The following is a 22,624-nucleotide window of genomic DNA, read 5'->3' on the forward strand; positions in this document are numbered from 1 at the left end:
CATGAAGACAGCCATCATCGGATCCGGTTTCATCGGCCGCGCCTGGGCCATCACCTTCGCAAGGGCCGGCCATGAGGTCAGGCTCTGGGACAAGGACGCCGACGCCTTACCGAAAGCCTTGGCCTTCATCGACGAGATGTTGCCGGATCTTGCCGCAAATGACCTTCTCGGCGGTTCCGAACCTCACGAAGTCAAGGCACGCATCCGCATCGAGCCCGATCTTGCCGTAGCGCTCGATGACGTCGACCACGTCCAGGAGAACGCGCCCGAACAGGTCGAGCTGAAACGCACTCTGTTCGCCGATCTCGACCGGCTGGCGCCCGCCAAGGCGGTGCTGGCAAGTTCGACTTCGGCGATCCTGCCTTCCGCCTTCATGGAGCATCTTCCCGGTCGCCAGCGCTGCCTCGTGTGCCATCCGATCAATCCGCCCTACCTGGTACAAGCGGTGGAGGTCTGCCCCTCGCCCTGGACCTCGCAGGAGGCCATGTGCAAGGCGGCCGACTTCATGCGCAGTTGTGGCCAGTCACCTTTGGTGATGAAGCGCGAGATCGACGGTTTCATCATGAACCGCCTGCAGGGTGCTCTGCTCGAAGAAGCGTTCCGCCTGGTCGCCGACGATATCGCCAGCGTCGAGGACATCGATATAGGCCTGCGCGACGGGCTGGCCTTGCGCTGGTCCTTCATGGGCCCCTTCGAGACGATCGACCTCAACGCGCCCGGGGGCGTGCGCGACTATGCCGAGCGCTACCAAGGCATCTACGCCAACATCTTCCCGTCGGTGCAGTACCGCGTCGATTGGGCTGGCCCCGTGATGGAGCGCATCGAAGCGGAGCGCAGCGCCCTTCTACCGCGCGACAAGCTCGGTGCGCGCCAGAAATGGCGCGACCGCCAGCTGATGGCTCTGCGCGCGCACAAGCGCAGGGCCGCCAAGGACATCGGAAAGTGAGTAAACGCATGGCCCGCAATAAAGTCATCATCACTTGCGCCGTAACCGGCGCCATTCATACGCCCTCGATGTCGCCGCATCTGCCGGTGACGCCGGAAGAGATCGCCGATGCGGCAGTTGGCGCCGCCGAGGCCGGCGCGGCGATCGTGCACCTCCATGCCCGCAATCCCGTGACCGGTGAGCCCGACCAGACGCCGGAGGCCTTTGCCAGGTTCCTGCCCCAGATCAAGCAGCGCTCGAACTGCGTCATCAACCTCACCACCGGCGGTGCCCCGACCATGAGCATCGAGGAGCGCGTGCGACCGGCGGCAACCTTCGCGCCGGAGGTCGCCTCGCTCAATCTTGGTTCCATGAATTTCGGCCTGTTCGGCATGCTCGATCGCTTCACCGATCTCAAGCATGAGTGGGAGCGAACCTATCTCGCCAACAAGGACATCATCTTTCGCAACACCTTCGGGCAGATCGAGCACATCCTGACCACCTGCGCGGGCAACGACACCCGTTTCGAGTTTGAATGCTACGACACGGCGCACCTGTACAATCTAAAATATTTCTTCGATCGCGGCCTGGTGAAGGCGCCGCTCTTCATCCAGACCGTCTTCGGCCTGCAGGGTGGCATTGGCGGCCATCCCGACGACGTCCAGCACATGAAGCGCACCGCAGATCGCTTGTTCGGCGACCAGTATCGCTGGTCCGTCCTCGGTGCGGGCCGCAACCAGTTCAACATTGCGGCGATGTCGGCTGCGATGGGCGGCAACGTCCGCGTCGGGCTGGAGGACTCGCTCTGGAACGGGCCCGGCGTGCTCGCCCGCTCCAATGCGGAACAGGTCACCAGGGTCCGCCAGATCATCGAGGGGCTGGGCCTCGCCGTGGCGACCCCGGACGAGGCCCGCGAAATACTGAGCCTGAAAGGCGGCCATGCCGTGAATTTCTGAGCACTTGATCGGGGCTGCCAGCCGGAAGGCTGACGACAAAACGGCTGAAGGAGAGGGAACGAGCATGCGTATCGAAGTCTTGCTGGATGTGAAGACCACCCTGGGGGAGGGCCCGCTTTGGGACGTCGACCAGCAGCGTCTCTACTGGATCGACAGTTTCGACGGCCGCGTCTTCCGTGCCACTGCCGATGGCAGGGAGCTCCGGGCCTGGGACGTGCCGCAGAAAATCGGCTCCATGGCGCTGCGCCAGGACGGCTCGGGCGCCGTCGTCTCGCTGGCGCGTGGCTTCCATCTTCTCGACTTCAAGACGGGTGACGTCGAACTCATCCACGATCCCGAGCCCGACCTGCCCAACAACCGCATCAATGACGGCAAGGTCGACAAGCGCGGCCGCTTCATCGCCGGCTCGATGGACACGATGGAGGAAGGGCCGAACGGGGCGCTCTACAGCCTGTCGACGGATTTCAAGGTCACCAGGCTCGATTCCGGCATCATCTGCTCGAACGGGCCGTGCTGGAGCCCGGACGGTACTATTTTCTATTTCACCGACACCTGGTCCGGCGAGATCTCTGCGTATGACTATGACCAGGACACTGGCGGCGTGTCGAACCGCCGGACCTTCGCCAAGGTCGATGGATCGGGTGGTGGTGCGGCCGATGGCTCGACGGTGGACGCCGAGGGCTGCCTGTGGAATGCCCTGGTCTACGATGGCAAGCTGGTGCGCTATCGGCCGGACGGCTCGGTCGACCGGGTGATCGAGATGCCGGTCAAGAAGGTCACCAGCGTGATGTTCGGCGGTCCCGATCTCGATGTGCTCTATGTGACCTCGATGGCCAAGCCGCCTTTGCCGCGCTTCCCCGGCGACGGCGTGTTGCGGGGCAGCCTCTTCGCCATCTATGATCTGGGCATTCGGGGCATCCCGGAGCCCCGTTTCGGCGGGTGAGGGGATCGGAGAATGGCAGGGACGTGGCAGCGGTTCCCGGTCACGGCGTGCGCGGACGTCCTGTCAGAGGCGCCCTGACACGAACTCCGATGGGTTGGCTCGTTGAAGTTAAGGATAAGAATGACCTTGTGCCGATAACCTGACCTATACGAGGTGGCCACGCTAAATTGGCTTGCTCATGCACCGAGCGCGCATACCCGTTTGGCGCATCTTGTGCCTATGCCGAAAGGGCAAGTCTCTTCCTTATATTTATAAAAAGATATTATATATCAATGATATATATAATATTCCTATATCGATGTCTTATCGAGCTGATCTGCTTTGTCAGGTGTAGTGCATAACCTATATCCGCCACTCTTATGGCGATAGAGGCGTGCCGAAGTGCCATGCCCTGGTCCGCGCTTGCTGAAGCAGAAGCCCTGATTTTCCGGCTGCTGTGTCGCGCAGCCGGAAGATTTCTCAATCAACTCTGCAGCGAGCCCGTTCGAAGCGAGGCACGGCCGCAAGGAGCCCTATTCTACAACCTGTACGATCCGGCGGGTGCCCGGATCGACCAACACCACCTCGTCGTTGATCACCGTATATTTGTAGCGGACTTCACCATAGTCCGCGGGCACGTCATAATATTCGATACCGTCCTCGGGCAGAACGACGCCCACATTGACGGGCTCCTCATAGCGGTAGGACGGAACGTGCCTCTCGATCACATATTGACGGAAGCGGGGGCGCTGCTGAATTCCCAGCAGTCCGTTGATGCCGCCCGTCACAGCGCCAACCGTGCCACCGACGATGCCGCCGATCGGCCCGGCGTTCTCATTACCGCGTTCCGCCCCTTCCTGGGCTCCGCCCATCACGCCTTGCGCCTGGGCAGCGGCTGGCAGCCATAGCGCCACCAAAGATACGCCAATCAAGTTCATCAACCTGTTTGTCATAGCCTTTCTCCGTGTTTGCCGAGTGTACACACTCCCGATATGAGCACTATAACAATCAGAGGATGCATTTGTTCCCATATAAATTTTCCTAAAATAATAATTATGGCATCTGCCTTCAAATTAACTTTGATTTCTCAATGAGAACACATTTCAGATAAATGTATGGCGTTTATATTATTCTGATAAACTCTGAGGGTGCCGATCTATATAGAACGAGAATTCTTATCGGTCTTGCTTACATGGGCGGCAATGGGTTCTCGATCCCAGCGTGAGTAAAGGTCCTCCAGGGCACATCAGATCATTGTCCGCCAACCGGATTCGCCATCGTCCGTGGGGCGCCACGCCATGGCGTATGTGCGAAATCGCACATACGCCGCAGGGAAATACCTTTATCGCTCCACGCAGTTTGTAGGCCTGCTGAATAGGGGCGGTCTGATATAAGGTAATATGGTAATGGGTACTGCTGTTCTTTCCGACGCCTATAGGAGCGTCGACATGTTTGATCGCCCGCCGAGACTGCGCGATGACGCAGTGCGACCGACGGCACCCATTGCCACGCCTTCCGTCACGCCTCGGATTGCAACAATCCCGGTCCTCATCATCAGCGCGGCAACGCTGATCCGAGACTGTCTGGCGCGCTGCCTCGCCGATTCCGAATTGAACTGCACGATGAGCGGCTACGGATCGGTAGACGAATGGCGCCCGTTGGACCCAACCGCTCCCGTGACCGTACTGCTGTGCGCAACTGGCGATTGGGCGACGGAACGCGCCATCTGCGACGACATTGCCAAGCTGCAAGCCAAGGCTCCCGATAGCCAGATCATCGTACTCTCCGATGCCGAGAATCCCGCTTTGGTTCGCCGTACCCTGGAGCAAGGCGCCCGTGGTTTTGTCGGTATGACCTTCAATCTGGATATGGCGGCTGCGGCCATTCGTCTGGTCCAGGCCGGGGAGAGGTTTGTGCCTGTTACGAGCCTCCTGGCTGCGCAGACAGCTCCCATGCAGGCTCCGGAGAAGGGGCCATTCCGCCAGGTTCTTACCCAAAGGCAGATCGACGTCATCGACCACTTGCGCCGCGGCGAGTCCAACAAGATCATCGCCTACAAGCTCGAAATGAGCGAGAGCACGGTGAAGATCCATATCCGCAACATCATGCGCAAGATCAAGGCGCGCAATCGCACGGAAGTGGCGATCCTGACCCAGGATCTGTTCAACTGATCGCGGGGATTTCCCTCAACGGTCGTACCGACCGCAATTCCAGTTGAACCGCGTCAAATCTCAAAATGCTCCAAGGCTCCCCAAGGGGAGCCTTTTTCGTGCGTCGGCGGCAAGACGGGAACATGGCGCCAAGTCGGGCGTTATAGTCGGGTGCGGTGCAGGCTGCGAGCTATCGCCGTTACGGATCACCAGAACGGAGAACATGATGGCCGACTCGATTTCCTCGGACGATGTGCGCAAAGAACTGGAAAAGCAGATTACCGAACTCAGAAAGGAAATCGGCGCACTTGGCAAATCCATCGCGGACCGTGGCGCCGAAACATTGGAGCGCACGCGCGAGGCGGCCTCGGAGGCCGTGGATCGAGCCAAGGGACAGACGCGAGCTTCCTTCCAGCAAGCACGCGAGCAAGCGCACGCCGTGACCGATGCGGCGAGGGAACACCCAGGCACCGCCGCGACGATCCTGTCCTCAGCCGGCATTGTCGGGTTCGTAATAGGGCTTGTGGTCGGCGCCACCCTGCTCGGAAGCGAACGCCGTTGATGTTTGCGTGTCGAGCAAGCATCGACACGCTGTTCTGAAACAGTTTTTCGGCCAGGGGTGCTTTACCAGCTGCGCTTACTTGTCGACCAGGGCAAAGCGCAGCCTGGCCGGTTCGCTTGCAGGATTTGGCCAACCCAGGGTCGAATTGGCAAAGGCATGAAGGAGAGCCGCCAGCCGGGCGCAAGGCTCCGAGCCGGCGACGACTGCCTTGCCGGCTTCATCTGCGTCTAAACCATACCGCACCTGGCATTGAAACTGTTCCAGGGCGCCATCGAGCGACCTGACATTCAATCGGCTCCCGGGCAGCAGGCATTGCCGAAGTCTTTCGACGGCATCGACGGAGGCTGTGAGCGCGTCAGGCTCGGCACGATGCGAACCATTGGCTGAAGACAGGCGATGGTCAGGCAGGACGACCAGCCAATCGGCGAACATGCAACCATCGAGATAACGAAGGCTCAGGCAGATGTCGCGATCGAGCGATGGATCGCTGCCGCTCAGCCGACTGGCTCTGTCGGCAAATGAGAAAAGCGCGCGCACGTCATAAGCTTGCATCGGATCCGTACCTTGATGATTGTCGATGGCGAGAACCGCTACCAACAGCAAAGGTTTCTGGCCTGCGACGAATTGGAGCAGAGCCACAGGGTCAGCCGGCGGGAACCACGGGGCCGGTTAGCAGGTTCAGCAGCAAGGCGTTTGGACATCAAGGCCACGGCGATCGGGCGGGGTCTGCGGCTTGAAAAGGGAGGACGATATGCGTGGCCTTGGCCTTCTGGCTTCATTTGCGGGACTGATCACCATTGCCAGGCTTCTGGATGACAATCATCGGCTGCGCCGGAAACTGGAGGTGCTGAATGCGCACGGCGCGGCAGCCGCCGGTAGGCGCCGGAATATGGCGATGCAGCCTGCCGATCCTTGGGACGAGGTCGACGAAGCGAGCGACGAGTCGTTCCCTGCCAGCGATCCGCCCGCTTTCACCGCACGCCGCGGGACCTGAAACGTACCGAAAACCGGCATCCGCTTTTCGGCACGGTGCTCTAACCGCCAAGTGCTTTGACGATCAGGATCAGCGCGGCGGCGATGATTACGCCTCCGATCAGCCGCGCGGCGAGTGGACCGTTCGGTGCGAGACGCTCGAAGCTGATGGCCGCCGTGACGGCTGCCATCATGCGCAGATCCATCATCCCGGTCATGAGAAGGATCGTGGTCAGGCCGACGGAGTTCAGGCTGCAATGGGCCCCCAGCCGCAAGCCGTCCTGCAAGGCCGCGTACGCCGGTCGCTCGACTCTGTTTGCTGGCATACCGTGCCAGCAGGCGAGCTGGTGGGCCTTCCATGGCGTGAATTGCCAGGCGCCGGCCAACAGAACGATCAGGCCTGCGGCGAGCGGTACGGTACGCGACAACTCCGGCAGCTTGGCGCATGCTACCGCGAAGGTTGCGCTGCACAGGAAGACAAGGCAGCCGACCAAGGCCCACATCGAGAGATAACCCACGCCGATCAGGGCGATGAGATGGCCGGGACGCCTTTTTCCCGCCGCGACCAGAGCCTCGCGACGGCGCCATAGAACGGGCGACAGGCTCGGCAGCATCATGGCTGCCATCATGGCCAGCCACATGGCGAGGAAGGATAGGGCCAAGCCGGGCCAGCTCTGTCCGCATATCGGCAGCCACATCATCGACATCGTCCAGTTGCCGGGCATCGGGATCTCGCCCATGCCGGCCATCGCCAGCGACCATTCCAACATGATCGCCGTGCCCAGCGCGAAGGCGAGACCCAGACAGCCGACAAAGGCAAGCCGGGAGATCCATCCGGCGCCGTCATGCGCTGGGCTGTTCCATATCCTGCTGGCGTGAATGAGGCTCATGACGGGTCTCGCGGCGTTCTCGATACGATCCGGTGTTTCGTGCTAGTCCGGGAGTGTCGGATGGTGGGAGTGACAAGTTTGGCGGGATTCGAATGGACTCGCTGATTACGGCCGCGGCCCGTGCGCTCGCCGCCGGCGATCCGCTCGGTGCCCTGAACCGGATTGCCCTGCGCGACGATGCGCCGGCATTGGCCCTGCGCGGCATCGCAATGGCGCAGCTCGGGGACCTCGATCGCGCTCGGACACTGATCCGAAGCGCGGGCCGTGCCTTCGGCACTAGGCAAGCGGTGGCGCGCGCAAGATGCGTTGTCGCCGAGGCGGAGATCGCCTTCGTCTCGCGCGATCTAGGCTGGCCCGCCAAGGCCCTTCATGCGGCGCGCGTGACGCTGGAACAGCATGGCGACTGGGTGAATGCCGCACATGCCAGATATCTCGAAGCTCGGCGCCTGCTGCTGATCGGGCGCCTGGACGCCGCCGAGGCAGAGCTTGCCAATTTCGATCCCGCGCCGCTGCCGCCGGCCTTGAAGACGGCGCATGATCTGGTGGTTGCCGGCATTGCGATGCGCAGGCTGCGGACCCGACAGGCCCGTGAGGCGCTGACCCGGGCCAAGCTGGCCGCACGCCAGGCCGGGATCCCGGCGTTGGCGGCGGAGGTCGAAAGCGCCATGCGGATTCTGGACACACCGGCCGCGCGCCTGATCACCGGCGGCTGCGAACGCCCCGTGCTGCTCGATGAAGTCGAGGCTTTGCAGACATCGAAAGCCTTCCTGGTCGATGCCTGCCGTCATGTCGTGCGCGATGCAGAGAAGGGGGCTTCGCTCGCCAGACGGCCGGTGCTGTTTGCCCTTGTCAGGGCGTTGGGCGAGGCCTGGCCCGGCGATGTGACGCGCGACGAACTGGTGGCGCGCGCCTTCGGAGCCAAATCTGCCGACGAGTCCCATCGCGCCCGGCTTCGGGTCGAGATGGGCCGCCTGCGCGCGATCTTGCGGGGAATGGCCGCCGTCAACGCGACCCGGCGCGGCTTTGCCCTGGTTCCTCGCCGTGCCGGCGACGTCCTGGTACTGGCCCGGCCGGTCGAAGAGAAATATGCAGCGGTGCTGGCGTTCCTCTCCGATGGCGAAGCCTGGTCGAGCTCGGCTCTGGCGCTTGCGCTGGGTGCCAGCCAGCGTACGGTGCAGCGCGCCCTCGACGAGCTCGCCTTGGCCGCCAAAGTGCAGTTCTTCGGCCGCGGCCGGGCACGCCGCTGGGTGACGCCGCCCGTGCCGGGTTTCGCGACAACCTTGTTACTCCCCGCGCCTCTGCCATGAAGTTAGGATCGCCCGATGAAACGGACATCAGCAGAAATCCTTCGCGAATATGGCCCTTTTGCCGGTGTCGAGGCCGTGCACGGGGTCAGCTTCGATGGTGACAACGTCTGGTTTGCGTCCGGCGACAAGCTGAACGCACTCGATCCCGACAGTGGCAAGACGGTGAGGTTTCTCGATGTCGCCGCGCATGCCGGCACCGCCTTTGACGGCCGGCATCTGTTTCAGATCGCGGAGGATCGCATCCAGAAGATCGATCCGGCCACCGGCAAGGTGCTCGCCACCATTCCAGCGCCCGGCGGCGGCAAGGATTCAGGCCTGGCCTGGGCGGAAGGCGCCCTTTGGGTCGGCCAATACCAGGACCGCAAGATTCACCAGATCGATCCTGAGACCGGCGCCACGCTACGCACCATCGAATCCAACCGTTTCGTCACTGGTGTGACCTGGGTGGATGGGGAGCTTTGGCACGCCACCTTGGAAAATGATGAGAGCGAATTGCGGCATATCGATCCGGCTACCGGCAAGGTTCTCGACAGCATCGAGATGCCGGCCGGCCTGGTCGTCTCCGGGCTCGAATCCGATGGGGGCGATCGCTTCTTCTGCGGAGGTGGTGCCAGCGGAAAAGTCAGGGCCGTCCGCCGGCCCTCTAGAGCAAAGCGCATTCATGACTGAACGCTTGTTTGCTCAGACGAGCACCGGCCGGTTGGACACGAACAGATCGGCGAGAATGCCGAGAGCCCGATCGAGCTGATCGATTGCCGGAGCGCCGAGGCTTATCCGCACGCCGCCCTGCAAAGCGGCGGGATCGGCCATTGCTGCGCGCGCCGGCATCAGAGCGACCCCGTGCAGGGCGGCGCGGGCGACGAAACGGTCTGCCGCCTCGGCCGGCATCGGCAGCCAGGCATGAAAACCGCCATTGACCTTCAGTGACGCATGCTTGGGCAAGCGTTCGGTGGCGAGCGCCGAGCGTCGGGCCGCGTCCGCGCGGACCGACGCCGCAACCGCTTCCGCTGTCCCGTCCACCAGCCACATCTCCATGATTTCGGCCAGGAGTGCCGACGCCATGGTGCTGCTCGCCTGCAGCCGTGCCTCCGCCTCGGCCATGCGATCGGGCGGGACGACGAGCGCGCCCATGCGAAGCCCGGGACTCAAGGTCTTGGAGAGGCCGGTGACATAGAAGGTACGTTCGGGCGCAAGGGACGCCAGGGGACAGACGCCTGCGGGCGCGAAAATGCCGTAGACGTCGTCCTCGATGATGGCGACGTCGTGGGCTCGGCATAGGCGGACCAAAGTCTGGCGGCGTTCAGCGCCCATCGTCGCCGTTGTTGGATTGTGCAGGGTCGGGGTCACATAGAGCACCCGATGCCGGCCGCGCTCGGAGCCGAGTGCTTCGGCCAGGGCGTCGGGCGTGAGTCCTTCCTCGTCCATCGCAAGACCGACGGTCTCGAGGCCGGCCTGCCCTGCCGCCAGCAACGCCCCCGGATAAGTCAGCGCCTCGGTCAGCAAGATCGTTCCCGGCGGGCAGGCGATGGCCATCGCAATAGAGAGAGCGTGCTGGGCGCCATGGCTCAGCACGATACAGTCCGGCCTAGCCTCAAAGCCCCATCTGGCCAGCCAGCGCGCCATCAGGCGCCGATGCTCCGGGCGGCCTGCGGGATGGGAATAGGCTCCGAAGGTGCCGGCATCGAGGCGCTTTGCCAGTGTCGACAGTGTGGCCTGTAGCAGCCTGTCGCTCAGCATCTGCGGAGGGGCGTTGATGCCGAGGTCGATTGCGCCGGCCGCCGCGGCCGAGGAACCGGCCACGAACATGCCGCGGCCATGGAGTGACCTCACCAGGCCGCGCTGCTCCAGCCTGGCATAGGCCTTGGTGACGGTGCCGACGCCAACGCCGAGACGCCAGGCAAGGTCGCGATGGGCCGGCAGACGGTCGCCGGCGCCGATCAGGCCGGCGGCAATGTCGTCGGCAAGCGCTGCGGCAAGCCGCTCGAAAGGTGGCCCACCACCTTGTGCCAAGTGCGGTACCCAGGGAGATGCAAGCTTCACGGCAGGACCATCAATTGTGTCACATGACACTATTGCATATTTCAAAATAGTGTCACGCCGCTATGATCCCGTCAATTCTCTACGGAGCGGCCACTTCCCATGACACCCGACTTCCCATGACACCCGACCTGCTTATCGCCTTCGTCATCTACGCCTTCGTCACCTCGATCACGCCCGGCCCGAACAATACGATGCTGCTGGCCTCCGGAGCTAATTACGGTCTCAAGGCCACCATGCCTCATCTTCTCGGCATCAATCTCGGTTTCTGTGTCCTCGTGCTCGCCGCCGGTTTCGGCATAGGCGGCCTGTTCACGGTCTTTCCGCTCCTGCACACGCTGTTGCGCTATGGCGGTGCGACCTATCTCCTCTACCTTGCCTGGAAGATTGCCAAGGCAGGCAGGCCGGATTCCGAAGGCGGCCAGGATCGCCCGATGACCTTTTTCCAAGCAGCGGCCTTCCAGTGGATCAATCCGAAGGCCTGGATCATGGCTATCGGCGCCATTGCCACCTATACGCCGGCCAGTGGCTTCTTCGGCAATGTCCTGGTGGTGGCGGCCATCTACGTTCTGGTTAATGCACCCTGCCTCTTGGTCTGGGCGGCAGCGGGAACCGCTTTGCGCGGTTTCCTGTCGAAACCTCTACGGCTGCGTCTTTTCAACATCGCCATGGCGTTGGCACTGGTCGCCTCGCTCTATCCGATCCTGGCTGAAGCGGGGCATTGACCGACAGGCGCATCGACATCCCTTGTTAGAGGTCGAAGGTGAGATAGTAGGTCAAGAAGGAGAACAGCAAGGCAAGCAGCACACTTTCGAGCATCGGCTTTGCTCCGGTGAAAGAGGCCGTCAACATGCGCGCACTGCCTTAACCTGCGATTTCCATTTGTTTCGCCGTGATGGTGATATCGCGGCATTTCGCGGTCTCCTGCCCAGCGATGCCGCGGGCATGGCAAGGGCGCAGCTTGCCCCATTCGTCACGACGGACTGTATGTTGCGAATGTGGGGGATTCGCCTTTCTGATAGACTTGGATCGAGAGGCCGGCTGGCGTCACTTCGGTCTTCACAGGCTTGAACCCGAGAGGCTGCCCGCCTTCCTTGAAGAGCCTGCGGCCCTGTCCCAGCACGACGGGAGCGACCATGAGCCTGAATTCATCCACCAATCCAGCCGCCAGCAGCGAATAGGCGAGCCGGCCGCTGCCATGGATTTGGAGTTCGCGGCCGGCCTTTGCCTTCAACGCGGCGACGCCGCCGAGAATGTCGCCCGACAGGATGGTCGAAGGCGCCCATGTGGCCTGCTCGAGTGTGTTCGAGGCCACATATTTCGGAGCGCCGTTCAACTTGCTGGCCACGGGATCATTGGGATCGTCCATCTTCGGCCAATCGCGCGCGAAGCTTTCATAGGTGCGGCGGCCGAACAGGAAGCCATCGGCTTCGGAGACCCAGTCGGTTACCGAGCGCATCAGGGCATCATCGATGAAGGGGACGAACCAGCCGCCACGGACAAAACCGTCCGTCGTGTCTTCATCGGGGCCTCCCGGGCCCTGATAGACACCATCGAGAGACAGAAATTCCATCAATACCAGCTTCATCACATCACCTCTCGCGGTTTTATTGCCGCTGCTGTCCGGGCCGAGGCCGGAGATAATCAATTACCTTATGGGCTAACTATCAGTCTTTAATACTTAGCACAAGAGCTTAGTTTTTGTGCGTGATGAGCCGGCTTGCCGTGAGGCAGGGAGAGATGACCGACAGGTGGGCTTCCGCCTGTGACGGGTGGTCCGGCGACGAGCGGGCAGGGCGGTCGGGTTAGTGGAACTTGGTTTCCCGCAAATCGAAAAAGCCCTTGCGATCGACCACGGCGATCAGCAGTTGCAATTCCGTCATGGCGTCGGAGACCACGATGATGTCGCCGGTGGTCGTCACGCGCGCCATTGGCCGAATGTCCCTATACTCGCCGTGCCGCGTGTAGAGGCGGGCCTCCTTGAGGACATCGGCGGGTTTACGGCCGATCAGTTCGAGCGTGCCGGTCATCGCGTATTTCTTGGCGATCTCGTAATTGTACCAGGCGTCGCACGGTCCGTAACGGGCACCGGGGTCGGAGCTGAAGCAAACGGCTTCGCCTTCGATCGTATCCGTGGCGTGAAAGATGTCCACCACATAGGTTCTGGGCTGGGGAGCGTCGATCTTCCCCATCTCCTGGAGAACCGCGACGGCCGCGTGCACGGCGGCACGATCCGTGCAGTGCCTGACGATGTGTTCGAGGCCCTTCACCACCTGCTGATAGGTAAGCAAGCCCGTAGCGCTGGATTGCATGGACATGGCGCAACTCTTGAGATGAAAGATTTTCGAGATTTTGAATGAGGAGCCGGCAAGAAATTTCGAAGAGAATGTGAGATGGCGTGAACCTGTTCTTCTGCATAATGGTGCGAAGTCGGGCGGGAGAGAGCTCGCAGCGACGATTGGCGGGTTCGCTGCGAACCAGTTCGGACCCCGTTCAAGCGTGAATCTGCTGCATCGGCGTAATCAGGTCGCTCCACTCGCATGGCGCGGGATCCGCCAGCCCGGTGCGCGGCAAATTCAGAGCGTCCATCCGGACAAAGACGCCGAGATTGACAGCCATATGGGCGGCGATGACGGGCTCACCCGCAATGGTCTTTGGCAGCCCCATCGGGAAGGGGTCGAAACCAAGTTCACTCGCTCTGGTAATCCAGCCCGGATGGGCCTGCCAGACCAGGGTCTGGATATCGAACTTCAAGGCGACATAGGCCACGCTCCGCAGCAACAGACCAATCGGGCCGTTCCAGCCTCGGCCGGCGCCGCGCGCCCGCTTCGCCGTGCCCATGCGGCTCCACTCCCAGGCCCTGGGGTCTCGGATCAGTCCCCGCGAAGCCAGGCCGGGATAGACCTCGGACAGAACATGAGGCTTGATCGTCGGGTTGAGCCGGCTATAGGCCTGAACCTGCTCATCCTTCATGGCCAGGATGTGGATGGTGTCGTCGGTATCGAATTGATCGATTTCCCTGCGATCGGGCCGGCGCAGATTTTCCCAGCCGGCTTCTTCGACAAACGCTTCGTTCCGAAAACGGAAAGCCAATTCCAACTCAAATTGCTTAGAGGAATCAAATCCCTTGATAATGTGTAACATAGCAGAACCTCTCCATTTGTCCGGAGAGACTTGCCGTCATGGTACAGTATTGCAATACCCCAAAAATGGGGCAGTGTCATTGTAGCAAATGTAGTCTATATGCTCTTGAAACTGTATGGGCTTTGGTTCGGGTTCCGAGTTTTTTGGCAACATTCTTGAGGTATTTTGTTGCCGTTTCTTCGGATATTCCCAGGATGCAACTGATCTCCCACGCCGTCTTACCTTCCGCAGTCCAGCGCAGACATTCGGTCTCGCGAGCCGAGAGAACAGGTCCGCCACCGCCGGAAGGACGCGTCGTTCGCAAGCGCCGAATGGCTTCGTAGGCATAGATGCTGATCATGTGGATCGCGGCATTCTCTTCCTCGGACAGAATCCAGTTCTTTTCCGGTGTCGAAATCGAGATCAGCCCCGCGACGGAGGTGAGGCCATGAATGGGAACGCAGAAGCCATCGCCCATGCCGAAATCCGAACGGGCCTCGGCCATGATCCGGTTTGCGATCGAGTTGTCTTTGAACGCCTCGGCGGCCTCATGCCAGTAATAGGGGTTGATCTGCCGGCCGACATTGTTGGGTATCGGATCATGCATGGCATAATCGCGCTCCACATAGCGCTGCTGCCATGCCTCGGACCAGTTGGAGGCGTGCAGTTCGCGAACACCAGGCGGTGCGCCTGCCGGAATGTCACAAATGACAAAGGAATGGGATCCGAAATTCTGTAGCGCTAAACCAAACGTCGATTTCACCTCATCGACCGTCTTGGCTCTGCGCAGATCATGCAACGTCTCAAAAGCCATGACTTCCAGCATTTGACCGTCCCCCGGGGCTGACAGCCCATCGCCTGTGTAGCTGGTCGAATACTTGCCGCCTTGTGACCGGTGATGAAAATCCGCAGACACGCTACCGGTACACATTATTATTGTGCATGAATGCCCCAAGATTGCCAAGTCCAGCTTGAAGTAAAGAAGGCAAAAACAGCAACCTCCGCTTGCATCATACCGAAAAGAAGGAGTTCATTCGCGATGATATTGGCTGGAGCATAATACTTTAGACGTCTCGCGAGGAGGCCCTTCCTGACCCCGGGCCTGTGCTGGTAGCGACGAATGAGGCCACTCCATGTCGGCACCTTCGACTGAGGGAGGCTCCTCAAGGGCAGCACAGGCGCGATGCGCGATAGTGAGAGGCGTTACTGAGGGATGCCAAGTCCCACCTGGCACACAAGCGGCTGGACGCGTGAAGCGATGCAAGCTTCTTATGTGCCTCAAATGCCATGACGCAACGTCAAATAATGAAGAACGCCGTGGAGGCGAGTGCTCCACGGCGCAATTGATCGATAGTCGACTGTGTTCGGGTGAGAGAGCCCGCCAAGTCTCCTATTGGGCGTCGATGCGCTGGCCGATATGGGCGATGGCCTGCTGATAGACCGAGGCGGCATTCCAGGCCTGGATGGCCGAGAAATTCGGCTCGCCCGGCTGATAGCCCTGGCCAGCGCTCCAGCCATGACCCTTCAGATAGTTGGCGGTCGAATCGAGGGCGCCGGCCGCACTGTCGAGATTGCCGACACCATATTGCAGCACGGTCTTGGGCATGAACTGGGTCTGGCCCACTTCACCATGCATGGAACCGCGGGTTTGCGCTGTGAAGCGGCCGCTGTCGACAAGCTTGAGCGCGGCGTAGAGTTGGTCGGTGAAGAATTCGGGCCGGCGGCAGTCATAGGCAAGCGTTGCCACCGAGGAGAGCATGTTCTGATTGCCCTTGACGGCACCAAAGCCCGACTCCATGCCCCAGATCGCCAGCAGCGGTCCGGGGGGAACGCCGTAACGGCGCTGGATATCGGCAAACAGCGCGCCTTGGGATTTCTTGAGCTGGCGCCCGCGCGCGACGATCGTATTGCCGCCGCGCTTGGCAAGGAACTGATCCAAGGACAGCTTGAAGCTCTTCAGGCCACGATCGGCGTTGATGGTGGCTGTGGCGTAATGGGTGCTCATCAGCGCGGCGATGCCGGCCTGACCAACGCCCTTGGCGCGTGCCTCGGCTGAAAACTCCTGCTTCCATGCTTCATAGCCGGATGCGTTCTTGCCGCATTGGGCAGCATGGGCTCCGCCTGAAAGCTGGAACAGGCTCAAGACCGCTCCGGCCAGTGCCGCTACATGTATCCTCGTGCTCATTCCAATCCCTTTTTTGAGAACATCCAGGCTGCCGGCGACTACAGCAGTGACGCGGGGTCAAGTCAATCGATGCAGAACGGTGCCCACATCTGGCTTTCGATTTTGGGTTTACGAAGCGGTTAAATCTGAAGTGTCTGGTGTCATCGGCCGAGCATTGGGCATCCCCGACTGCGCCACCTGAACCTTCGTGGGTGAATGGCGGCCGAGCCCGACGCGTTCAGGGTAGCAGATCCCTTGCCCTCAGAGCGCGGTGATTTGGCTCCCGAACCCGCCACAGAGCGGTGAATTGCGATTTCCCTACATCGACGTTCTGCTCTAACTTTTTGTTTCAATGTACTTTCCTGTAGCCAGGAAGCCCATAAACTTTTCAGGAAAATGTTTTAGATTGCGGCCATGCCGGATTTGTTCAGTCTTAAAAAAACCGAGACCTTCAGACAGGAGGTCAAGAAAAGTCGTTTTCTGGCGACAGCGGCTCCCGCCACGGATGAAGAGGCGGCCAAGGCTTTCATCAGGGACCATTCCGATCCAACGGCCAATCACAATTGCTGGGCTTGGCGAATAGGTCCGCTCTACCGCTTCAACGATGACGGCGAGCCCAGCGGCACTGCGGGCAAGCCGATCCTGCAGGCGATCGACGGCCAGGCCTTGGATGGTGTCGCCGTCGTGGTCACGCGCTGGTTCGGCGGTATCCTGCTTGGCAGCGGCGGCTTGATCCGGGCCTATGGCGGTACCGCCGCATCCTGCCTGCGCGCCGCCGAGAAGCTGCCGATCGTCGCCCGGGTGGAGGCGCGTATTGTCTGCGGCTTTGCCGATCTGGCGTTGGTTCAGGCGCGATTGTCGGCGCATCAGGCGGTGCAAATTCTCGCTCAGGACTATACCGCGACGGGGGCCGAATTTGTCGCTGCGATCCGCGAAGAGTATCTGGCCGATGTCCGGCAGTTGATGGCCGACGTCACCAGCGGTCGCGCCGTGCTGTCCATTCTGACGCAGGGCGAGCCTTCGGCTCGTGTCTGATCGGTGCCGTATTCTATCCCTGATCTTCCGTCTTGCGCTTGCTTTCGCCCTTTTCCTTGCTGGGTTCGGCCGGGCTTTCGCGTTCGACGCTGACGGACAGCTTCTGATAGACGCCGAGACCGACGATCATCGCGGTGCCGCCGAAGAGCAGGAGTGCCGGATAAAGCAATTGCTCCGGGCTTTGCTTGGCCACCTTGAACACGGTCACCAGGGCTTCGAGGAAAACCGCGATCACGATGGCCGACATGAATTTGGTCAGGCTGCGCCGGGCTTCCACGGCGTCGCGCATTTCGCGGGCGCGCAGCACTTCCTCCTCGAGGAAATAGCGAGCCACGTCGAAAACCGCGATGCCGACGACCACGAAGCCGATTGAGTCGAGCAGCGTATTGTCGAACTGGCCGTCTGAATACGCGGCGCGGAAGACCCGGACGCCGGCAATCGCCACAAGGCCGCCCGCCAACACCATCAGGCAGATGCTGGCCACGGTGAAAACGAGCCGAGATATAACTTCCATAGGCCCCCGCAAAGTCTCATCCATCAGCCTCTACCAGGCTGCACGGCGCTGGAAGATGGATCTCCCGGACAGGATCTAGAGCCGTTTCCTTCGCGGTTTCAATAGCAACTCCCGGCCGAAGGTCGACCGGGAGCCTGTGCTTCATCATTTCAGTCGGCGACCAGGAACCAGGAACGGCGCGCGAAGGTGAGGCCCACCGCATAGATGCTGAATGCGGCCACGGCCGTTGCCGGCGCGGACAACTCCGCATAGGCGCCGCCGAACAGATGCAGGCCGATGCCGATGGCGGCGCCGGCAAACCAGGCGACGAGGCCAAGCGGATTGAAGGCCGGCACATGGCTCGAACGGTACTCGATCGTATCGCCAGCCAGGCGCCGGTAGCGGTCGCTGAGAATATGGGCCATTGCCACGGCAACCCAGGCCACCACGAAGATGCCCTGATAGGCGAGGGCTTGCAGGAGATAGGCAAAAACATCTGCCAGCATCAGGAGATAAACGATCAGGCCGACGACGACGGCCCAGCCGATGCGTCCGAAGGGCAGCTTGCCGAAGAGCTGGACCAGGGCCTCCATGTTAACCGCGGCGAGATAGTAGTTGGCCGTGTTGATGCGCGTCTGCGTAACCCAAACGAAGAGCAGGCCCCAGACGCCCATCAGCTTGAGCAGAGCGAGCAGGACGGTGACTTCGCTGACCGTGCCGAGATCGGGGACGGTGCCGATCATGAACATGCCGAACAGGCCGCTGACCAGGAAGACCATGACATAGAAGGGCATGCCGAAATTGAAGAAGGCGTGATAGCCGGCGTCCTCCTCGCGGCCGAAGCGGGCATAGTCGAAGGTGAACATCATCAGCACCCACACGCCCATGTAATAGACGAAGCACGACCACCAACCGCCAGCCGGCGCGCCGCCGGCCGGGCCGAGATTGAGCCACTTGTCGCTGTAGCCATATTCGGCGATTGCGAGACCGACAGCGACCACGAGCCCGAGGATATAGAAGGGCAGCAGCACGCCGTTGAACTTGTCGAGCCAGGTCTGGATGCTGCCGAAGATCAGCGGCACCGAATAGAGCACGACGATCAGGGCGGCGATCGCATAGGACACGGACGGAAAGATGGTGTGGATGCCGACGGCGATCACCGACCCTTCGAACACCGCGTAATAGATCGCGGTCGCGCAGAAGATCAGCGTCGCCAGCCCTGCGCCGACATTGCCGAACAGCACGCGCGAGAACAAGGCGACGGACAGGCCGGTGCGAATGGCGAAGCGGCTGAGCACGGCATTGATCAGGCCATAGGCGATCACCGACATGATCATGCCGATGATGGCGTTGCGGGTGCCGAAGCCGAGGGCCAGGGCGGCTCCGACGACGATATAGAACACCGCGCTGCACACGGCCCACCACGCCATGGTCAGGGCCATCTTGGGCATGCGCTGATCGGGCGGGACGGCCCGGTTTGAATAGTCGAGCGTATCGGCTTCGGCGGCCGCGACGGTGCCTGCCATGATGGTTCCCCTCTCACTGGTTCTGGATGCTGTTTTGTGGATTCTGTTCTTGGGTCGCGCGGCCTTTTCAACCGCTTCGGCCAGGGTGGATCTAGCTGGAGGCCAGCACGGCCCGGATGCAGGCCAGTAGCGTTGCGCGTTCGGCGCGAGCCGCCAGCGCCGTGGCCATGTCGACCTCGACGAATTGCGTCGGCGTGTTGGGTTGCATCTGGCCGATCAGGTCCATGTCGGCCGAGATCACGGTGCCGAGCATGAAGTAGCCGCCGCCGGATACCGCATCACGATGCAGGATGATCGGTTCGGTGCCACTGGGCACCTGGATCGAGCCGTAGGGGTAGCAGCTGTCGACGATGTTGGAGGGGTCCGATCCCGCTCCGAAGGGGGGCTCACGTTCGACGAAGTGCAGGGGACGGCCACCACGGAAGCGATAGCCCATGCGGTCGGCTTCCGGTGCGACCTTCCACTGATCCTCGAAAAAGGCGCGTCCCGATTGCTCCTGGATGCGGTGCCAATACAGGCCGGGCAGGACACGAAGCTGCGCGGTCGCGCCCGGGCGGCGACGCAGGGGCTCCGGCACGCTGCGCCCTGCCTTGGCCGTGCCCGCTTCGCCGATCGCGAGTTCGTCACCCTTGGCCAAGGCGCGGCCCTTATAGCCACCGAGAGCGCCGATCACGTAAGTCGAGCGACTGCCGAGCGCCAGGGGAACGTCGAAGCCGCCGGCGACGGCGATATAGATGCGCGCACCCGCCTTGAGGAAGCCGAAGCTGAGCATCTGACCTGCCTTGACGCTGAGGGCGGTCCAGGACGGCTGCTCGACCCCGGCGATCTTGATCGGCATCTCGGCACCGGTGATCGCGATCGTCGCATCCCGGGTGAATTCGAGTTCGGGGCCAAGGAACACGGCCTCCAGGCAGGCATCTCCTTCGTCATTGCCGACCAGGAGATTGGCGGCGCGCAAAGCCAGCCGATCCATCGCCCCGCCGATGGGAATGCCGAGATGGAAATAGCCCGGCCGGCCGAGATCCTGGATGGTGGTGGAAAGGCCGGGATTGAGGACCTTAACGCCCATGGATCATGCCCTCCAGCCTGGCGTTGTAACCGTCGATGTCGTTCTGGAATTCCCGGAGGTCGAAGGTGACCTCGTGCATCTGAGGCGCATAGCGGCCGGAGGCGACGTCGGCGGCGATCGCATCATGTTCGTCAAGGCCGATCGGCTTGAACTTGACGATGTCGCCGGGCCGGAAGAACACCATGAAGTCGCGGAGATAGCCGGTCTTCTGCTCGGGATCGAAGATCGGCATAGGCGTGATACCGAACATCTGGTAGCCGCCGGCGCCGCGCACCGAATAGATGCAGGAAAAACAGCCGCCATGGCCGACCGTCAGCTTCGGCGTATCGGTGCGGGGCCTCAGATATTTGGGAACCTGGAGTTGCCGGGAACGCTCGACCATCTGGTACATGAAGGGCAGGCCCGCGACGAAGCCGACCATCGAGACGAACCAGGGCGAACCGCTATGGGCGGCGACGAAATCCTCGACCGAGGCGAGGTCGTTGACGCGCGCGGCATATTCGAGATCGGTGGCCCCAGGGTCCTGGTGGCGTTCGCGAAACCGCATCAGGGTCTCATGAGTCCAGGGATCCTGATAGAACACCGGGATCTCGATGATGCGGGTGCCGATCACCGGATCGGCCTTCGCGGCGACCGCCTCGATGGCCTTCACCTCCGCCAGGATGTCGTCCGGCTTGATGCGATCGGGATCGAAGCGGATCTGGAAGGAGGCATTGGCCGGGCAGATCTCGGTGACGCCGGCAATGCCGGCCTCCCGAACCGCGCGGGTCATGGACAGGCTCTTGAAGAAGGCCTCCAGCGACATGCTCTCGTCGCATTCGACGAACAGGTGCTCGTCGCCGCCAAACGAATATCGGCTCATCATCGGGCGGCCTCCTTCACCGGTTCGGCTGGCGGCGGCGCAAAACGGCTGTCGAGCCAGCCTTCGAGAAAGCGGGTGTGGAAACGCCCCGCCGCCACATCGGCGTCGGCGGCAAGGGCCTCGTGCAAGGGAATGGTGGTGGGAATGCCTTCGATCTTCAGGCCGGCCAGCGCCTGCCGGAGCGTGGAGAGGCAGGAGGCACGGTCGGCACCGCGCACGACGAGTTTGCCCAGCAAAGAGTCGTAGAAGGGCGGCACCGCATAGCCCTCGAAGAGCATGGTGTCGAAACGAATGTCATCGCCTTCGGGCACCGATAGCGCCGTGACCACGCCCGGCCAGGGCATGAAGTTCTTGAACGGGTCTTCGGCGTTGATGCGGCATTCGATGGCATGGCCGGCGACGGCGATGTCCTCCTGACGGACGGAGAGTGGCTCACCGCCAGCGATGCGCAGCATTTCCTGGACCAGATCGAGGCCGGTGATCATTTCCGTTACCGGGTGCTCGACTTGTATGCGGGTGTTTACTTCAATGAAGTAGAAGTCCTGGCTTGCCTCGTCATAGAGATACTCAACCGTGCCCGCGCCGCTATAGCCGACCGAGCGGGCGAGGGCGACGGCACTTTGGCACAGGTGTTCGCGCACCTCAGGCGACAGGCCGACGGCCGGGGCTTCCTCCCACACCTTCTGGCGCCGGCGTTGCAGCGAGCATTCGCGCTCGTAGCAATGCACGAAGTTCCGGCCATCGCCGAGGATCTGCACCTCGACATGGCGCGCCTTTTCGATGGCCTTTTCGATGTAGAGGCCGCCATCGCCGAAGGCTGCCGCCGCTTCAGCGGAAGCCTGGGGGAACTGCCGGCGGAACTCGTCCATGTCCGCGGCGATGCGAATGCCACGTCCGCCGCCGCCGGCCGCAGCCTTGATCATCACCGGAAAGCCGATGCGTGCGGCGATCGCCTCGGCCTCCTCGATATTGGCGATGCGACCCCCGCTGCCCGGCACGGTGGGCACGCCCGCCTTCTCGGCTTCGGCCCGCGCCGCGACCTTGTCGCCGAGCAGGCGGATCGCAGAGCCGGCGGGCCCGACGAACTTCATGCCGGCCGCCACGACGGCATCGGCAAAATCGGCATTCTCCGCAAGGAAGCCATAGCCTGGATGCACGGCGTCCACCCTGGCCGCTTTGGCGGCCGAGATCACCGCCTCGATATTGAGGTAGGATTTCTTGGCGGCGGCCGGCCCGATCTCGACGGCCTCGTCGGCGAGCTGTACCGCCAGCGAGTCCTTGTCCGCTGCGCTGTAGACCTGCACCGTGCGCAGCCCCAGCGCCTTGGCCGCGCGATTGATGCGCACGGCGATTTCGCCGCGATTGGCGATGAGGACCGAACGGATGTTCATGCCTCCACCTCGGCGAGTGCCTGGCCGGCCATCACGGCGTCGCCGTCATCGACGAGGAATTTGATATTGACGCCGCCGATGCCCGCATTGATCTCGTGGAAGGACTTCATCACCTCGATCAGGCCGATGACATCCGCCGCTGTGACGGCCTCTCCATCCTCCTTGAAGAACGGGCTGTCAGGGGAGGGGCGTCTGTAGAAGACGCCGGGCAAGGGCGACATGATCTGCGAAATTGCCATT

25 protein-coding genes are annotated in these 22,624 nt (G+C 61.9%); 10 read left to right on the forward strand and 15 right to left on the reverse strand.

Annotated elements, in window-relative coordinates; genetic code table 11:
- Position 1 precedes the first annotated feature (1 nt).
- From AB4037_RS04935 to AB4037_RS04945, 3 genes are all read left to right on the forward strand, one after another.
- On the forward strand, positions 2-946 hold the full coding sequence (locus AB4037_RS04935) for a 3-hydroxyacyl-CoA dehydrogenase (protein WP_441770738.1): 945 nt from the start codon (positions 2-4) through the stop codon (positions 944-946).
- A gap of 8 nt (positions 947-954) precedes the next feature.
- Entirely contained in the window at positions 955-1,881 is a 927-nt protein-coding gene (locus tag AB4037_RS04940) for a 3-keto-5-aminohexanoate cleavage protein (RefSeq protein ID WP_434960779.1), read from the forward strand.
- Positions 1,882-1,945: 64 nt separating this feature from the next.
- Positions 1,946-2,824 carry an SMP-30/gluconolactonase/LRE family protein gene (locus tag AB4037_RS04945; RefSeq protein ID WP_441770739.1) on the forward strand — a complete coding sequence of 293 codons (879 nt, stop codon included), beginning with the start codon at positions 1,946-1,948 and terminating at the stop codon, positions 2,822-2,824.
- 512 nt (positions 2,825-3,336) lie between these two features.
- On the opposite strand, the gene AB4037_RS04950 is transcribed toward AB4037_RS04945, so the two are convergent.
- Positions 3,337-3,756 carry a DUF1236 domain-containing protein gene (locus AB4037_RS04950; protein WP_434960781.1) on the reverse strand — a complete coding sequence of 140 codons (420 nt, stop codon included), beginning with the start codon at positions 3,754-3,756 and terminating at the stop codon, positions 3,337-3,339.
- A gap of 495 nt (positions 3,757-4,251) precedes the next feature.
- Between AB4037_RS04950 and AB4037_RS04955 the strand changes: the two genes are divergently transcribed.
- A complete protein-coding gene (locus AB4037_RS04955) occupies positions 4,252-4,974 on the forward strand; it encodes a response regulator transcription factor (protein WP_441770740.1) in 723 nt (240 codons plus the stop codon).
- Positions 4,975-5,179: 205 nt separating this feature from the next.
- Positions 5,180-5,515 (forward strand): hypothetical protein, encoded by a 336-nt coding sequence (locus AB4037_RS04960; protein ID WP_441770741.1) that lies wholly within the window; start codon positions 5,180-5,182, stop codon positions 5,513-5,515.
- A 75-nt stretch (positions 5,516-5,590) separates the two neighbouring features.
- Here AB4037_RS04960 and AB4037_RS04965 read toward each other — a convergent pair whose 3' ends face one another.
- Entirely contained in the window at positions 5,591-6,154 is a 564-nt protein-coding gene (locus AB4037_RS04965) for a hypothetical protein (protein WP_441770742.1), read from the reverse strand.
- Positions 6,155-6,266: 112 nt separating this feature from the next.
- On the opposite strand from AB4037_RS04965, the gene AB4037_RS04970 reads away from it, so the two are divergent.
- Positions 6,267-6,509 carry a hypothetical protein gene (locus tag AB4037_RS04970; RefSeq protein ID WP_441770743.1) on the forward strand — a complete coding sequence of 81 codons (243 nt, stop codon included), beginning with the start codon at positions 6,267-6,269 and terminating at the stop codon, positions 6,507-6,509.
- 40 nt (positions 6,510-6,549) lie between these two features.
- Here the strand turns inward: AB4037_RS04970 and AB4037_RS04975 are convergent, their stop codons facing one another.
- Complete coding sequence (locus AB4037_RS04975) at positions 6,550-7,377, reverse strand: copper chaperone (RefSeq protein WP_441770744.1); 828 nt, start codon at positions 7,375-7,377, stop codon at positions 6,550-6,552.
- Between the two features lie 92 nt (positions 7,378-7,469).
- Between AB4037_RS04975 and AB4037_RS04980 the strand changes: the two genes are divergently transcribed.
- Positions 7,470-8,684 carry a helix-turn-helix domain-containing protein gene (locus AB4037_RS04980; RefSeq protein ID WP_441770745.1) on the forward strand — a complete coding sequence of 405 codons (1,215 nt, stop codon included), beginning with the start codon at positions 7,470-7,472 and terminating at the stop codon, positions 8,682-8,684.
- Between the two features lie 15 nt (positions 8,685-8,699).
- Complete coding sequence (locus AB4037_RS04985; protein ID WP_434960788.1) at positions 8,700-9,353, forward strand: Vgb family protein; 654 nt, start codon at positions 8,700-8,702, stop codon at positions 9,351-9,353.
- A 12-nt stretch (positions 9,354-9,365) separates the two neighbouring features.
- Here AB4037_RS04985 and AB4037_RS04990 read toward each other — a convergent pair whose 3' ends face one another.
- A complete protein-coding gene (locus AB4037_RS04990; RefSeq protein ID WP_441770746.1) occupies positions 9,366-10,724 on the reverse strand; it encodes an aminotransferase-like domain-containing protein in 1,359 nt (452 codons plus the stop codon).
- Positions 10,725-10,840: 116 nt separating this feature from the next.
- Between AB4037_RS04990 and AB4037_RS04995 the strand changes: the two genes are divergently transcribed.
- Positions 10,841-11,446 (forward strand): LysE family translocator, encoded by a 606-nt coding sequence (locus tag AB4037_RS04995; protein WP_441770747.1) that lies wholly within the window; start codon positions 10,841-10,843, stop codon positions 11,444-11,446.
- Between the two features lie 248 nt (positions 11,447-11,694).
- On the opposite strand, the gene AB4037_RS05000 is transcribed toward AB4037_RS04995, so the two are convergent.
- The 5 genes from AB4037_RS05000 to AB4037_RS05020 all read right to left on the reverse strand — a co-directional run bounded on the left by AB4037_RS05000 (position 11,695) and on the right by AB4037_RS05020 (position 16,029).
- Positions 11,695-12,294 (reverse strand): dihydrofolate reductase family protein, encoded by a 600-nt coding sequence (locus AB4037_RS05000; protein WP_441770748.1) that lies wholly within the window; start codon positions 12,292-12,294, stop codon positions 11,695-11,697.
- Between the two features lie 232 nt (positions 12,295-12,526).
- Entirely contained in the window at positions 12,527-13,039 is a 513-nt protein-coding gene (locus tag AB4037_RS05005; RefSeq protein ID WP_441770749.1) for a hypothetical protein, read from the reverse strand.
- Between the two features lie 175 nt (positions 13,040-13,214).
- Complete coding sequence (locus AB4037_RS05010) at positions 13,215-13,814, reverse strand: acyl-homoserine-lactone synthase (protein ID WP_434960793.1); 600 nt, start codon at positions 13,812-13,814, stop codon at positions 13,215-13,217.
- A 127-nt stretch (positions 13,815-13,941) separates the two neighbouring features.
- Entirely contained in the window at positions 13,942-14,670 is a 729-nt protein-coding gene (locus AB4037_RS05015) for a LuxR family transcriptional regulator (RefSeq protein ID WP_434960794.1), read from the reverse strand.
- Positions 14,671-15,234: 564 nt separating this feature from the next.
- Positions 15,235-16,029 carry a lytic murein transglycosylase gene (locus tag AB4037_RS05020; protein WP_434960795.1) on the reverse strand — a complete coding sequence of 265 codons (795 nt, stop codon included), beginning with the start codon at positions 16,027-16,029 and terminating at the stop codon, positions 15,235-15,237.
- A gap of 402 nt (positions 16,030-16,431) precedes the next feature.
- On the opposite strand from AB4037_RS05020, the gene AB4037_RS05025 reads away from it, so the two are divergent.
- Positions 16,432-17,043 (forward strand): IMPACT family protein, encoded by a 612-nt coding sequence (locus AB4037_RS05025; protein WP_441770830.1) that lies wholly within the window; start codon positions 16,432-16,434, stop codon positions 17,041-17,043.
- Positions 17,044-17,056: 13 nt separating this feature from the next.
- Here AB4037_RS05025 and AB4037_RS05030 read toward each other — a convergent pair whose 3' ends face one another.
- From AB4037_RS05030 to AB4037_RS05055, 6 genes are all read right to left on the reverse strand, one after another.
- Positions 17,057-17,557 carry a GNAT family acetyltransferase gene (locus AB4037_RS05030; RefSeq protein WP_434960796.1) on the reverse strand — a complete coding sequence of 167 codons (501 nt, stop codon included), beginning with the start codon at positions 17,555-17,557 and terminating at the stop codon, positions 17,057-17,059.
- A 149-nt stretch (positions 17,558-17,706) separates the two neighbouring features.
- Complete coding sequence (locus tag AB4037_RS05035; protein WP_441770750.1) at positions 17,707-19,062, reverse strand: purine-cytosine permease family protein; 1,356 nt, start codon at positions 19,060-19,062, stop codon at positions 17,707-17,709.
- A gap of 91 nt (positions 19,063-19,153) precedes the next feature.
- Positions 19,154-20,131: a biotin-dependent carboxyltransferase family protein gene (locus tag AB4037_RS05040; RefSeq protein WP_441770751.1), complete on the reverse strand. Its 978-nt coding sequence runs from the start codon at positions 20,129-20,131 to the stop codon at positions 19,154-19,156.
- Entirely contained in the window at positions 20,121-20,996 is an 876-nt protein-coding gene (locus AB4037_RS05045) for a 5-oxoprolinase subunit B family protein (protein ID WP_441770752.1), read from the reverse strand. The genes AB4037_RS05040 and AB4037_RS05045 overlap by 11 nt, the downstream gene beginning before the upstream one ends.
- The gene (locus tag AB4037_RS05050) at positions 20,993-22,384 is read right to left on the reverse strand and encodes an acetyl-CoA carboxylase biotin carboxylase subunit (RefSeq protein WP_441770753.1); all 1,392 of its coding nucleotides are present in this window, start codon (positions 22,382-22,384) and stop codon (positions 20,993-20,995) included. The genes AB4037_RS05045 and AB4037_RS05050 overlap by 4 nt, the downstream gene beginning before the upstream one ends.
- Positions 22,381-22,623 carry an acetyl-CoA carboxylase gene (locus AB4037_RS05055; RefSeq protein WP_441770754.1) on the reverse strand — a complete coding sequence of 81 codons (243 nt, stop codon included), beginning with the start codon at positions 22,621-22,623 and terminating at the stop codon, positions 22,381-22,383. The genes AB4037_RS05050 and AB4037_RS05055 overlap by 4 nt, the downstream gene beginning before the upstream one ends.
- Between the last annotated feature and the right edge of the window lies 1 nt (position 22,624).

The sequence above is a fragment of the Labrys sp. KB_33_2 genome, assembly GCF_052114505.1.
GTDB lineage: Bacteria > Pseudomonadota > Alphaproteobacteria > Rhizobiales > Labraceae > Labrys.

Coding starts and splice junctions, on each gene's coding strand:
- AB4037_RS04935 (WP_441770738.1), top strand. CDS start 2: ATGAAGACAGCCATCATCGGATCCGGTTTCATCGGCCGCGCCTGGGCC.
- AB4037_RS04940 (WP_434960779.1), top strand. CDS start 955: ATGGCCCGCAATAAAGTCATCATCACTTGCGCCGTAACCGGCGCCATT.
- AB4037_RS04945 (WP_441770739.1), top strand. CDS start 1,946: ATGCGTATCGAAGTCTTGCTGGATGTGAAGACCACCCTGGGGGAGGGC.
- AB4037_RS04950 (WP_434960781.1), bottom strand. CDS start 3,756: ATGACAAACAGGTTGATGAACTTGATTGGCGTATCTTTGGTGGCGCTA.
- AB4037_RS04955 (WP_441770740.1), top strand. CDS start 4,252: ATGTTTGATCGCCCGCCGAGACTGCGCGATGACGCAGTGCGACCGACG.
- AB4037_RS04960 (WP_441770741.1), top strand. CDS start 5,180: ATGGCCGACTCGATTTCCTCGGACGATGTGCGCAAAGAACTGGAAAAG.
- AB4037_RS04970 (WP_441770743.1), top strand. CDS start 6,267: ATGCGTGGCCTTGGCCTTCTGGCTTCATTTGCGGGACTGATCACCATT.
- AB4037_RS04975 (WP_441770744.1), bottom strand. CDS start 7,377: ATGAGCCTCATTCACGCCAGCAGGATATGGAACAGCCCAGCGCATGAC.
- AB4037_RS04980 (WP_441770745.1), top strand. CDS start 7,470: ATGGACTCGCTGATTACGGCCGCGGCCCGTGCGCTCGCCGCCGGCGAT.
- AB4037_RS04985 (WP_434960788.1), top strand. CDS start 8,700: ATGAAACGGACATCAGCAGAAATCCTTCGCGAATATGGCCCTTTTGCC.
- AB4037_RS04995 (WP_441770747.1), top strand. CDS start 10,841: ATGACACCCGACCTGCTTATCGCCTTCGTCATCTACGCCTTCGTCACC.
- AB4037_RS05000 (WP_441770748.1), bottom strand. CDS start 12,294: ATGGAATTTCTGTCTCTCGATGGTGTCTATCAGGGCCCGGGAGGCCCC.
- AB4037_RS05005 (WP_441770749.1), bottom strand. CDS start 13,039: ATGTCCATGCAATCCAGCGCTACGGGCTTGCTTACCTATCAGCAGGTG.
- AB4037_RS05015 (WP_434960794.1), bottom strand. CDS start 14,670: ATGCTGGAAGTCATGGCTTTTGAGACGTTGCATGATCTGCGCAGAGCC.
- AB4037_RS05020 (WP_434960795.1), bottom strand. CDS start 16,029: ATGAGCACGAGGATACATGTAGCGGCACTGGCCGGAGCGGTCTTGAGC.
- AB4037_RS05030 (WP_434960796.1), bottom strand. CDS start 17,557: ATGGAAGTTATATCTCGGCTCGTTTTCACCGTGGCCAGCATCTGCCTG.
- AB4037_RS05035 (WP_441770750.1), bottom strand. CDS start 19,062: ATGGCAGGCACCGTCGCGGCCGCCGAAGCCGATACGCTCGACTATTCA.
- AB4037_RS05040 (WP_441770751.1), bottom strand. CDS start 20,131: ATGGGCGTTAAGGTCCTCAATCCCGGCCTTTCCACCACCATCCAGGAT.
- AB4037_RS05045 (WP_441770752.1), bottom strand. CDS start 20,996: ATGATGAGCCGATATTCGTTTGGCGGCGACGAGCACCTGTTCGTCGAA.
- AB4037_RS05050 (WP_441770753.1), bottom strand. CDS start 22,384: ATGAACATCCGTTCGGTCCTCATCGCCAATCGCGGCGAAATCGCCGTG.
- AB4037_RS05055 (WP_441770754.1), bottom strand. CDS start 22,623: ATGGCAATTTCGCAGATCATGTCGCCCTTGCCCGGCGTCTTCTACAGA.